The organism is Mycolicibacterium boenickei, assembly GCF_010731295.1.
GTDB lineage: Bacteria > Actinomycetota > Actinomycetes > Mycobacteriales > Mycobacteriaceae > Mycobacterium > Mycobacterium boenickei.
The window spans coordinates 2,127,105-2,139,417 of record NZ_AP022579.1 but is presented as its reverse complement, the minus strand read 5'-3'; the positions used below and the strand labels follow the sequence as shown (position 1 = coordinate 2,139,417).

The following is a 12,313-nucleotide window of genomic DNA, read 5'->3' as shown; positions in this document are numbered from 1 at the left end:
GGTCAGTGCGCCCCCGCGATGAGCGCCGCGATCGCCCGATGAGTTTCCAGCACCACGCGGCTTCGGTCCGGTGCACTGTTGGCTTCAGCGCGGTCGGCGTTGCCGCCGGCGACCCACACCGGTCCATCCGCCAGGTGCTCGAGACCCTCGGCGGCTACCTCGGCAGGCTCGTTGACGAGGATCCCGGGAGCATCAAAATTCAACCCGACGCGCTCCATCGCGGGAGTGCGTGTCACCCCCAACACCAGCTCGAGGACGTCGACGTTGCGCTCACGCAGCTCCAGCCACAGGCTTTCGGCGAACATCCGGGAGAACGCCTTGGCTCCGGCATAAATGGAGTGCCGCCAAGCACCCATGTACCCCGAGAGCGATCCGACGACCATGATTCCGCCGCGGCCGCGATCCGCCATGAGGCGTCCGTAGTGCTGCACCATCTCCAGCATGCGGGTCACGTTGAGGTCGGTGACCTTCTGGAACTCGCTCAGGTCGGTCTCGAGGAACAGCTCGTTGCACGTGCTCGCACCTGCGTTGTAGATCAGCAGCCCTACGTCTAGGTCGGCGGTGCCCTCGGCGATCCGCGAAACGGCCTGTGGATCAAGCAGGTCGACCGAGATCACCCGCACCTCGACACCGAGCTCACGGCACTGGTCGGCGGCTTCGTTCAACGGTCCCGGTTTGCGGGCGATCAGCACCAGGTTGAACCCGTCTTCGGCGAGTTGGCGGGCGAACTCCGCGCCTACTCCTTCGGAGCCCCCGGCGATGACGGCCCACGGTCCGTACTTGACCAGATCAGGCATTGCTTCTCCTAGCGTTGGGTACTTCCGGCATCTACCGGCAGAGTGATCGCAGTGATGTAGCGCGCTTCGTCGGAGGCCAGAAACAGGCTGGCGTTCGCGACGTCGAGAGGTTGCACCCACGGGATGGCCAACATATTCATCCCGGTCGCGGCCGTTGCGAATTCGTCGCGGGTCACAGGGCGGTCCAAGTCGGGCCGAAAGCCGCGCCGGACCGAGTCGTTCTGGATCAACGGTGTGTCGACATTGGTCGGGTGGACACAGTTGACCCTGACGTTGTGCGGCGCCAGATCGTGGGCCAGGCTACGCATCAGTCCGACGACACCGTGCTTTGCAGCGGTGTAATGCGCAACGCCGACGAGCCCCCGAAGGCCCGCAATCGAACTGATCAACACCACCGAGCCCGCGCCGCGGTTGATCAGATGAGGCACCGCGGCCGTACAGGTATTCCACACACCGGTGAGATTGATGTCGAGCATGGTGGCCCAGGCTGCTTCGGACAGTGCGACGGCCGCTCCCCGCGAAGTGATTCCGGCAGTGGCACAGACGATGTCGAGTGCGCCGAACTGCTCCACTCCCCGGTCGACCGCAACCCGGAGGTCGTCGGCGTAACGAACGTCGACGATGTCGGTGACGATACGCCCGCCGGCTTCCTCGACGAGATGCGCGGTTTCGGCCAGATCGTCCGGTGTGCTGTGTGGCACCTCCACGGACTCGATCGGCCCGCACACATCGACGGCGATGATGTCCGCGCCTTCCTGGGCGAAGCGCAGTGCCTGCGCACGACCGATACCGCGGGCCGCACCGGTGATCAGCGCCGTCTTGCTCGTCAGCCGACCGGTCATGTCGTCTTCTGAGTCAGGCCGGCATCGACCACGAGTTGTGTGCCGGTGATGTAGCGGGCCTGATCGGAGGCCAGGAAGAGGACGGCGTTGGCCACGTCGACGGGTTCGACCCATGGCACCGGAAGCAGATTGCGGGCGGTCAGGACTTCCATTGCGTCGGCTTCGGTGGGGTCGGTCAGGTCGGGTCGCAGCCGTTGGTAGGTTTCGGGATTGCGCACCATCGGTGTGGCGACGGCCCCTGGGTGCACAGTGTTGACCCGGATACGCTGTGGTCCCAGCTCGTTGGCCAGTGTGCGGGCCAGGCCCACCACGGCGTGCTTGCTGGCGGTATAGGCCGCCGTGCCGGCAGTACCGCGTAAACCGTTGGTGGAGCTGATGATCACCACTGACCCTCCGTCGGCGCCGATGTGGGGAACGCCCGCGGTGACGGTGTGCCAAACCCCGGTCAGGTTGATGCCCAGGTTGCGTTGCCACTCTTGCCTGGTGATCTCCCACGCCGGCCTGTTCGGCGTATGGATACCCGCATTGGCAACGATGACATCGAGACGGCCGAACGCTCGGACCCCCGCGTCCACCGCAGCTGTGACATCGGCGAGGCTGCTGACATCCGCCAGCCCGGTGACACCTTGTCTGCCCCGCTGCTGCACCCGCTCGGCCGTCCCGAAGAGGCCGTCCGCCGCCTCCGGGCGGTCGAGCATGATCACGTCAGCTCCGGCGTCGGCGAAACGCTCGCAATGCACGCGCCCCGTACCACCGCCCGCGCCGGTGACCAGGACGACCTTGTCCGCCAAGCCTGTCACTACGGTGCCTTCAGCAGATCGAATCCCTTGTACCCGGCTGCCGCGGCCTCGTTGCAGATGTCGAGGTACACCCCGAAGCCCCCGATGAAGAGCATGAACATCCGAGGTTTACCGGGCACGTTGGCGCCCATGTACCAAGAGTTGGCTCTGGTGAACAACGTCGCTTCGGCGCGCTGGGCGCACTCGGCGATCCAGCTGTTGACGGCCTCGGGGGTGGGCTCGATCGCGGCATAGCCATGACGGTCCAGATAGCCGATGGCATCGGCGATCCAGTTCACATGCGCTTCGGCGTGCAAAACCATGTTCGCCAACACCGCCGGCGCCCCGGGACCCGATACCAGAAACAGGTTGGGGAAGCCGTCGGTGCCCAACCCGAGATAGGTGCGCGGCCCGTGCACCCAGTCCTCGACCAGCTTCTCGCCACCGCGGCCCACGATGTCGACCTTGGCCAGTGTGCCGGTCATCGCGTCGAATCCGGTGGCCAGTACCAGCGCATCGATGTCGTAATGCGCGTCAGAGGTGTTGATTCCCGTGTGATCGATCGACTCGATGGGCGTCTTGCGGACGCTCACCAGCGTGACATTGGTCCGGTTGAACGTCTCAAAATAGTTGGTGTCGGTGCAGATTCGCTTCGTGCCGATCGGATGATCGCTGGGGATCAGAGCCTCGGCCACATCGGGGTCATCGATGGTGGCACGAATCTTGTTCTCGTAGAACTTGCGGGCCTCGTCGTTGGCCTCCAGAGAGATCATCTGGTCACTGAAGGTCTTGGAGAACAGCACTCCGCCGAGTTCCCAACGCTTTTCGAATGCCTCGTACCGCTCCGCAGGCGTGGCGTCCATGGTCAGCTTGGGGTGCGGTACGTGCGGTGAACCACCACCGCTGCGCCACGACATCCGGCGACGCTCGGCGTAGTTGGCCTTGATCTCCGCGATCTCCTCGCCGGACAGCGGCCGGTTGCCCGCCGGGACGCTGTAGTTGGGCGTCCGCTGGAACACGTAGAGCTGTTCGGCCTGTTCCGCGATGATCGGAATGGACTGTATTCCTGACGATCCGGTGCCGATCACGGCGACGCGCTTTCCGGTGAAGTCCACTTCCTCATGCGGCCAGTGGGCGGTGTGGTAAACCGCCCCGCCGAAGCTATCCAGACCCGGAATGTCGGGCGTCATGGCCGCCGACAGTGGGCCGGTGGCCATCACCACGAACCTCGCGTCGACAGTTTCACCCGTGTCGGTGCTGATGCTCCAGCGCAGCCGCTGCTCGTCGAGAACCGCGGCGGTGACCCTGGTCTCGAAGGTGATGTCCCGGCGTAGGTCGAGCTTGTCGGCGACCCAGTTGATGTAGCGGAGAATCTCCGCCTGGGTGGCGTACTTCTCGGTCCACGTCCACTCTTGTTGGAGCTCATCGGAGAACGAGTAGCAGTAGTCGACGCTTTCGACGTCACAACGCGCACCGGGGTACCGGTTGAAATACCAGGTGCCACCGACTTCAGGGGCAGCCTCGAAGACGCGCACCGACATTCCCTGCGACCGGAACTTGTGCAGCGCGTACAGGCCACCGAAGCCCGCGCCGACCACCACCACATCCACAACGCTCTTCGATCCACTGCTCACACGGCGTACGGTAGGCGGCCGTCCCGACCTTGACCTCCGAAGTTCCCGGTCACCGGACGGACAGACCCGACGTCCCGACCACCGGAACTGGCGGGTTGGCGCCATGGGCCCCTAGCGCCAGAATCTCGGCCCATGACCGATGCGAGCATTCAGGCCAGCCGTGGGGTTCTTGTCACGGTGGCTGACGTCATCGATGAAAGCCCCGATGCCCGTTCGCTGGTCTTCACGATCCCCGAGGACCAGCGTGAGCGGTTCTCCTATCTGCCCGGGCAGTTCTTGACGCTGCGGGTCCCCAGCGAGCTGACCGGTTCGGTCGCCCGCTGCTATTCGCTGGCAAGCTCGCCGCACACCGACCCTGCACCGAAGGTGACCATCAAGCGCACTGCCGATGGATATGGCTCGAATTGGTTGTGTGACAACGTCACTGTCGGTGACACGATCGAAGTCCTGCCGCCCTCGGGTGTGTTCACACCGGCCACCCTCGACGCCGATTTCCTGTTGTGGGCGGCGGGAAGCGGTATCACGCCGGTGATGTCGATCCTGAAATCGGTGCTGTCGGCAGGGACCGGACGGGTGATCCTGTGCTACGCCAACCGCGACGAACGCTCGGTGATCTTCGCCGACGAACTTCGCGAACTCGCCGCACGTTACGCGGGCCGCCTGACGGTGCTGCACTGGCTGGAATCGATCCAGGGCCTGCCCACCCGGGCCCAGCTGAGCGGATTCACGCGGACCGTATTCGCCGGGGCGGCCGGCTTCGAGTCGTTCGTCTGTGGTCCCGCACCGTTCATGGCGGTGATCAAGGAGACGCTGGCCGAGGCCGGAGTGCCGCGAGAGCGGGTTCACCTCGAAGTATTCCAATCGCTGTCGGGCGATCCGTTTGCCAATGACATCCCCTCGGCCGCAACCGATTCTGACGACAGTGACGCCGTCGCACTCCAGGTCGACCTGGACGGAAACAGTCACCGCCTTCGGTGGCCCCGGCGCGCGACGCTGGTCGACGCCTTGATCAGCTCCGGCGTCGACGTGCCCTACTCCTGCAGAGAAGGGCAGTGCGGATCCTGCGCGGCCACAGTGGTGCGCGGCGAGGTGGACATGGCCAGTTGCGACATCCTGGAGCCCGAGGACCTCGCCGACGGCGTCATCCTCGGCTGCCAGGCCCGGCCCGCCTCCGACGACATTCACATCGAGTTCTGAGCCGACGTGGTCGGCACATTTCCACTGACCGGGATTAGGCCCCGCCATCGGTATCAAAGCGGTACACCATCAGTACAGCCCTCGACGATAGGACCAGACAATGACTGAGCGGGTAATCGACCGGGTGCGCGACATCGCCGAACAGCTGCGCAACCAGGGTGCCGAAGCCGAGAAGATCGGCAAGCTCACAGACGAGACAGTCAAGATGATGAAGTCGGCGGGCAACATCCGCCTGCTACAGCCGAAGGCGCACGGCGGCTTGGAAGTCCATCCGCGCGAGTTCGCCGAGACCGTCATGGCCACTGCCGCGCTGGACCCCTCGGCCGGCTGGATCAACGGCGTCGTGGGCGTGCACCCCTACCAGCTCGCCTACGCCGATCCCAGGGTCGCGGCCGAGATCTGGGCCGACGATGTGGATACCTGGGTCGCTTCTCCCTACGCTCCGCAGGGTGTTGCCAAGCCGGTCGACGGCGGCTACATCTTCAACGGCCGTTGGCAGTTCAGCTCCGGCACCGATCACTGCGACTGGATCTTCTTGGGTGCGATGCTCGGCGACGCCGACGGTAAACCACTGATGCCGCCGCAGATGCTGCACATGATCCTGCCGCGCAAGGACTACGAGATCGTCGAGGACTCGTGGAACGTGGTGGGGCTGCGCGGAACCGGGTCCAAGGACGTCATCGTCAAGGATGCCTTCGTACCGTCCTACCGGACCATGGACGCGACGAAGGTCATGGACGGTACAGCCCAGCGGGAAGCCGGGATGACCGACACCCTGTACCTGATGCCGTGGTCGACGATGTTCCCGCTGGGCATCAGCGCGGCCACCATCGGCATCGCAGAGGGCGCGCTGGCAGCCGCACTCGACTACCAGCGTGAGCGGGTGAACTCGAGCGGTGTGGCGATCAAGGACGACCCCTACGTGATGTACGCGATCGGCGAGGCCGCCGCGGACATCAACGCCGCTCGGCAGGAACTCTTGGCCAACGCCGACCGCATCTACGACATCGTCGACTCGGGCAAGGAAGTGTCCTTCGAAGACCGGGCAGCAGGGCGACGGACCCAGGTACGAGCGGTGTGGCGCGCGGTGTCGGCCGTCGACGAGATCTTCGCCCGCTGCGGCGGCAACGCCGCCCGGATGGACAAACCGCTACAACGGTATTGGCGTGACGTGCACGTCGGTCAGGCACATGCGATCCACGTTCCGGGCACGGTCTATCACGCTTCCGCCCTGAGCTCGTTGGGCGTGGACCCGCAGGGCCCGTTGCGGGCGATGATCTGAGAGGCGCTTCCTATGGGACTGATCAAGAGCCTGGGCTACGTCACCGTTGCCGCCTCCGACATCGAACGCTGGCGGCAGTTCGCCTTCGATGTGCTGGGCTTTGCGAAAGGACGCGGGCCCGACGAGTCGGCACTGTATCTGCGGATGGACGAGCGCGCAGCCCGCATCATCGTCGTGCCCGGCGACGTCGACAAGATCATGACCGTCGGTTGGGAGGTACGCGACCACGCCGACCTTGAACAGGTCAAAGCCGCACTCGATGCCGCGGAGGTGCCGTTCAAGCAGCTGTCGCTCGACGAAGCCGACGCGCGACGGGTCGAGGAGGTCATCGCGTTCGATGATCCGGCAGGCACCGCCCTGGAGGTGTTCCACGGCGCGGTCCTCGACCACTCCCCCGTCGTCACACCGCACGGTGCGAAGTTCGTCACCGGCGAGCAGGGCCTGGGCCACGTCGTACTACCTGCGCTCGACGTGAACGGGCTCTTCCAGTTCTACACCGAGGTACTGGGTTTCAAGTCGCGCGGCGCTTTCCGCGTCCCGGTGCCACCGGAGTTCGGGCCCGTCCGGGTGCGATTCATGGGAGTCAACCAGCGTCACCACAGCCTCGCGATCTGTCCGGCACAGAATCTGCGCGACCCGGGGCTGATCCACCTCATGGTCGAGGTGGACACCCTCGATGCCGTCGGCCAGGCCCTGGACCGCGTCAACGCCGAGGGGTTCCAGCTGTCATCCACACTGGGCCGCCACACCAACGACAAGATGGTGTCGTTCTATGTGCGCGCTCCAGGAGACTGGGATATCGAGTTCGGCACCGAGGGCATGCGGGTCGACGAAACCTATTACACCGCTGAGGAAATCACCGCCGACAGCTACTGGGGTCATCAGTGGGTGTCAGACCTTCCGGCGGCGATGCGCCCGTGACGTTCACCGACGACATCCAGCCGATCCCTGTCGGCGCGATCACTGACTGGGCCGATGAAGCCGACGTGGTGATCGCCGGCTACGGCGTTGCCGGCGCAGCCGCCGCGGTGGAGGCGACACACACCGGAGCCGAAGTACTGGTACTCGAACGCACCGGGTCGTGGGGCGGCGCCGCATCGATGGCAGGTGGGTTCATCTACCTCGGTGGCGGCACCGCTCTCCAAAAGGCGTGCGGCTTCGAGGATTCGGTCGACAACATGGCCGCGTTCCTCAACGTAGCCATGGGCCCGGGCGCAGATGCGCAGCGCATCGCCGATTATTGCGGGGGAAGCGTCGCGCACTTCGACTGGCTGGTGAGCTGCGGGGTGCCGTTCAAGGCCGAGTTCTTCGGAGAGCCCGGCTGGGAGCCCATGGGTGACCAGGGCCTCATGTACAGCGGCGGGGAGAATTCCTACCCGTTCAACACCATCGCTGCTCCGGCTCCGCGCGGCCACGTACCCCAGATGCAGAACAAGAAGCAGGGCGAGTCCAGCGCGGGATACATGCTGATGAAGGGTCTGGTCGACACCGCCACCGCGGCCGGAGCCCGGTCGTTGTACGACGTGCGCGTGCAGGCCTTGATCGTGGAGTCGGACGGCCGAGTCGTCGGGATCCGGACCCGGCGCTATGGCACCACGATGGACATCCGGGCCCGACGGGGGGTGGTACTGGCCACCGGAAGTTTCGCCTACAACGAAGCCATGGTGGCTCGCTATGCCCCACGGATTGCCGGCCGGCCGGCCGCCTCGATCGAGCAGCACGACGGGCAGGCGATCCGGATGGCACAGGCGCTCGGCGCCGATCTGGCCCACATGGACGCGACCGAGGTGGCGTTGTTCATCGATCCGCAACAGCTGGTGCGCGGGATCCTGGTCAACGAACGCGGCCAGCGCTATGTCGCCGAGGACACGTACCCGGGCCGGGCCGGCCAGCTGACGCTGTATCACCAGAACAACACCGCCTACCTGATCATCGACGGCGACGCGCAGGAGGAGGCGATGGCCTCGCTGTCACCGCTGCTGATGATGCGGCCGCCGACGTGGGTGGCAGACACCGTCGCCGATCTCGAAGCGGAGATCGGGCTGCCACCGAACTCTCTGCAAGCCACCGTCGATGCCTACAACGAGGGTGCGGCCCGCGGCGAGGACCCGCTGTTGCACAAGAAATCGCAGTGGCTCAAGCCGATCAAATCTCCCGTGGGCGCCATCGATCTCCGCGAGAGCACCGGTGGTTTCACCCTCGGCGGTCTGCACACGACGCTCAATGCCGAGGTGCTCCATGTCAGCGGCGAGCCCATCCCGGGCTTGTTCGCCGCCGGACGGTGCACCGCGGGACTCGCGGCATGGGGCTATGCGAGCGGCGTATCCCTGGGCGACGGGAGTTTCTACGGACGCCGGGCCGGACGGGCCGCGTCTCAGGCATAGCCGCTGCTCACGCCCTTGCAGGCATCGTCAGATGCATCGACCCCCGCCGCTATGCGGCGGGGGTCTCTTCATGACCCCGATCGCATTCGGCTGTTCATGTGACAGCACCCACATCAATATGCTACAAACAGGCATATGACTAATAGTCATATGCCTGTGGCACATGACTCCAGAGTGGGAGGTCCCTCATGACAATGGCTGTCGAGAAGGCCGGCGAGACGCCCAGCGCCGTCATCGACCGGGTTTCCCTGGTTCTCGATGTCTTCGACGGACCGGGCCGGCTGACATTGGCAGAGATCGTGCGGCGGACCGGGCTGCCGCGTTCGTCGGCCCACCGCATCCTGGAGCGCCTCGTTCACCTACGGTGGCTGCGCCGCGACGGCCGTGACTACGAGTTGGGCATGCGGCTGGTCGAGCTGGGCTCGCTGGCCCTGCATCAAGACCGCATCCATCAAGCGGCGATTCCGTTGCTCCGCGATCTGCACCGGGCCACCGGACTGGTCGTCCACCTCGCGGTCCTCGACGGTTCCGACGTGGTGTACCTGGAGAAGATCGGTGACCAGATGGTGGCGGCCATCCCGACCCGGATCGGAGGACGCCAACCCGCGCACTGTACGGCGGTCGGCAAGGCGATCCTGGCCGACAACCCATCATGCGAAGTCGACTTCACCGAACGTAAGACGCGGTTCTCGATCAGCGGTGAGCGGCAGCTGGTCGCCGAGCTGGCCAAGGTCCGCGCGCACGGGGTGGCGTTCGAGCGCGAAGAATCACTGGCCGGATTCGGGTGTGTCGCAGCGCCGATCGGCCCGATCGGGGCTGCCGTCGCGGCGGTGTCGGTGTGCGGCCCGATGAGCCGCATGACCTTTGACCACCGGCTGGCGGCTCCGGTGCGGATGACCGCGATGGGTATCTGGCGCAATGCCGAAGTCGGCCCTCGACAGGTGGTCCCCACTTTGCAGCCGCTGCGGCCGCTGCGCGTCACGAACACTGTTTCAGGCGCCAACGGGTTGCGGGCTTCGACCGCGCTACTGCCGGCATGACCCTCGATCCTCAGATCGCGGATCTGATCGAAACCCTCGATTCGGGCTTCCCTCCGGTACACACGATGACGGGCGCACAAGCCCGTGCGGCGATCCGCGCCCGCTTCGTCGCAAACCCTCAACCCGAGCCGGTCGGCTCCGTGGCCGACGATCAGGTGGCGGTGGACAACGGCCGTGTCGACGTCCGGATCTACCGCCCCGATGCACCCGGCCCGCTTCCCATGCTGGTCTACGCCCACGGTGGCGGGTTCGTGTTCTGCGACCTCGACAGTCACGATGGGTTGTGCCGCAACCTCGCCAATCTCATTCCTGCCGTAGTGGTTTCGGTGGGCTACCGATTGGCGCCCGAGCACCGGTGGCCCACTGCTGCCGAAGACCTCTACGCCGCTACTTGCTGGGCTGTCGAGCACGCCGCCGAGTTGGGCGCCGACCCGGTACGGGTGGCGGTGGGCGGCGACAGCGCGGGCGGCAATCTCGCGGCCGTGACCACAATGATGGCCCGTGATCGCGGCGGACCGGAGCTGGCCGCCCAACTTCTGCTGTATCCGGTGATCGGTGCGGATTTCGACACCGACTCGTACCTGGCGTTTGGCCAGGGCTTCTACAACCCTCGCCCGGCACTGCAGTGGTATTGGGATCAGTACGTCCCCACCGTCGCGGATCGCCAAAACCCCTATGCCTCACCGCTACACGGTGACCTCGGCGGGTTGCCGCCTGCGGCTGTCGTGCTCGCGGGCCACGATCCGCTGCGGGATGAGGGCATCGCCTACACCGATGCCCTCGAGGCGGCCGGGGTACCGACTGTGCGGTGCGCGTTCGACGGTGGCATCCACGGATTCATGACGATGCCGATGCTCGACATCGCGCACCAGGCGAGGCGACAGGCCGGCGACGCGCTAGGTGAGCTGCTCGGCCGGTAGCACGGCACCGTACCGCTGCTCGGGGTCGAGTACGCAGTGGGTCCGACCGAACACCGTCACCATGCACTTGTTGTTGTGATTGCAGCGGCCGCGGGACGCGGGTCCGGAGATCATCGTGTTGACCCGGGCCGGTTCCCGCAGCAGGGCCCGCCCCATGGCGAAGAAGTCGAACCCTTCCCGCATGCCTATCTCAAGGTGCTCGCGATCGTTGATGCCGCCCAGCAGAATCAGTTTGGTGTTGCGCATCAACGGAACGAACTGCCGGGCCGCCTCGAGCATGTAGAGGTCTCGATACGGGTAGACACCCATCGTCCGCTTGCCCACCAGTCTGATGGCCGGGCGCAAGGCCGGCGGCATCACCTTCGCGAACTCCTTGACCGGGACGTCGCCGCGGAACAGGTACATGGGCTTGTACACCGACGAACCCTGAGTCAGCTCGATCGCATCGAGGGTGGCATCGGCATCGAGAAGTTGAGCTGTCCGCAACGCCTCGTCGATCCAGATGCTGCCGGGAAGACCGTCGTCCATGTCCAGCTTGGCGATCACCGCGATCTGGTCACCGACCACCTCGCGAACTCGTGCCGCGATCTCCCGCACGAGCCGCGAGCGGTTGTCGATGTCACCGCCGTACTCGTCCTTGCGTCGATTGATCAGCGGGCTCAAAAACGAGCTGGGCAGATAGAGGTGCCCGAAGTGCAGTTCGACGGCGTCGAATCCGGCGTCGACCGCCACCTGGGCTGCCGCACCGAACTGGTCGATCACGCGAGCGATCTCGGCGCGGGTGATCTCGCGGCAGTAGGCGAAGGAGGTCGGGTTGACGAATCGGCTCGGTGCCACCGCGGTGACGCCGGTCAGCTTTTTCTGCGCCACCACCCCGGCATGCCCGAGCTGCGCCGAAATGGCTGCTCCCGCAGCGTGCACGGCGTCAGTGAGCCTTCGCAGGCCCGGCAGCGCCTTGCTGTCCATCACGATCTGGCCAGGTGCGCTCGCCCCTTGGGGAGACACACAGCAATAGGCGACAGTGGTCATCCCGACCCCGCCCTCGGCGAAGCTGCGATGGAAGTCGATGAGGTCGTCGGTGACCAGGCCGTCGGGCGAGCGGCCTTCTGATGTGGCGGCCTTGATCACACGGTTACGCAGTGCCACCGGACCCAACTGGGTGGGGCTGAACGGATCGGTCATCGGCACACCTTCGCGCTGACCCCCTCCGCCGTCAACGGTGGTTTCCCGATGGTCGGGAATGCGCGCGGCCCGTCGTGATGGCCGGCCGTAATCTCGTTTCATGACCGAGGTTTTCGTGATCGATCGGGTGGTCACCGCGCCGGGCTGTGCCCAGAAGTTCATCGACACCTACCTGGCCGGGTATGCCCCTGGGGCGCGCGAACGCGGTATGACATTGCGCGATGTCCTGGTCAGTCCACCCATCTGGTTCGAGGAC

11 protein-coding genes are annotated in these 12,313 nt (G+C 65.5%); 6 read left to right on the top strand and 5 right to left on the bottom strand.

Annotation, left to right across the window (positions count from 1 at the left end; genetic code table 11):
* Positions 1-2: 2 nt before the first annotated feature.
* The 4 genes from G6N57_RS10005 to G6N57_RS09990 are packed head-to-tail and all read right to left on the bottom strand — an operon-like array spanning position 3 to position 4,052.
* Positions 3-797 (bottom strand): SDR family NAD(P)-dependent oxidoreductase, encoded by a 795-nt coding sequence (locus G6N57_RS10005; RefSeq protein ID WP_077740294.1) that lies wholly within the window; start codon positions 795-797, stop codon positions 3-5.
* A gap of 8 nt (positions 798-805) precedes the next feature.
* On the bottom strand, positions 806-1,639 hold the full coding sequence (locus tag G6N57_RS10000) for a mycofactocin-coupled SDR family oxidoreductase (RefSeq protein ID WP_077740293.1): 834 nt from the start codon (positions 1,637-1,639) through the stop codon (positions 806-808).
* A complete protein-coding gene (locus G6N57_RS09995; RefSeq protein WP_077740292.1) occupies positions 1,636-2,439 on the bottom strand; it encodes a mycofactocin-coupled SDR family oxidoreductase in 804 nt (267 codons plus the stop codon). The genes G6N57_RS10000 and G6N57_RS09995 overlap by 4 nt, the downstream gene beginning before the upstream one ends.
* Positions 2,439-4,052: a flavin-containing monooxygenase gene (locus G6N57_RS09990; protein WP_234815597.1), complete on the bottom strand. Its 1,614-nt coding sequence runs from the start codon at positions 4,050-4,052 to the stop codon at positions 2,439-2,441. The genes G6N57_RS09995 and G6N57_RS09990 overlap by 1 nt, the downstream gene beginning before the upstream one ends.
* A 132-nt stretch (positions 4,053-4,184) precedes the next feature.
* Between G6N57_RS09990 and G6N57_RS09985 the strand changes: the two genes are divergently transcribed.
* The 6 genes from G6N57_RS09985 to G6N57_RS09960 all read left to right on the top strand — a co-directional run bounded on the left by G6N57_RS09985 (position 4,185) and on the right by G6N57_RS09960 (position 10,875).
* Positions 4,185-5,249, top strand: coding sequence for a ferredoxin--NADP reductase (locus G6N57_RS09985; RefSeq protein WP_077740290.1), 1,065 nt, complete (start codon positions 4,185-4,187; stop codon positions 5,247-5,249).
* 100 nt (positions 5,250-5,349) lie between these two features.
* Positions 5,350-6,531 (top strand): acyl-CoA dehydrogenase family protein, encoded by a 1,182-nt coding sequence (locus G6N57_RS09980; protein WP_077740289.1) that lies wholly within the window; start codon positions 5,350-5,352, stop codon positions 6,529-6,531.
* A 12-nt stretch (positions 6,532-6,543) separates the two neighbouring features.
* The gene (gene bphC, locus G6N57_RS09975; protein ID WP_077740288.1) at positions 6,544-7,452 is read left to right on the top strand and encodes a biphenyl-2,3-diol 1,2-dioxygenase; all 909 of its coding nucleotides are present in this window, start codon (positions 6,544-6,546) and stop codon (positions 7,450-7,452) included.
* The gene (locus G6N57_RS09970; protein WP_077740287.1) at positions 7,449-8,915 is read left to right on the top strand and encodes an FAD-dependent oxidoreductase; all 1,467 of its coding nucleotides are present in this window, start codon (positions 7,449-7,451) and stop codon (positions 8,913-8,915) included. The genes bphC and G6N57_RS09970 overlap by 4 nt, the downstream gene beginning before the upstream one ends.
* 188 nt (positions 8,916-9,103) lie before the next feature.
* The gene (locus G6N57_RS09965) at positions 9,104-9,955 is read left to right on the top strand and encodes an IclR family transcriptional regulator (protein ID WP_077740286.1); all 852 of its coding nucleotides are present in this window, start codon (positions 9,104-9,106) and stop codon (positions 9,953-9,955) included.
* Positions 9,952-10,875 (top strand): LipP1 family hormone-sensitive lipase, encoded by a 924-nt coding sequence (locus G6N57_RS09960; RefSeq protein ID WP_077740285.1) that lies wholly within the window; start codon positions 9,952-9,954, stop codon positions 10,873-10,875. The genes G6N57_RS09965 and G6N57_RS09960 overlap by 4 nt, the downstream gene beginning before the upstream one ends.
* On the opposite strand, the gene G6N57_RS09955 is transcribed toward G6N57_RS09960, so the two are convergent.
* Entirely contained in the window at positions 10,852-12,057 is a 1,206-nt protein-coding gene (locus G6N57_RS09955; RefSeq protein ID WP_077740284.1) for an NADH:flavin oxidoreductase, read from the bottom strand. The two genes, G6N57_RS09960 and G6N57_RS09955, sit on opposite strands and share 24 nt — an antisense overlap.
* Positions 12,058-12,313: the final 256 nt, after the last annotated feature.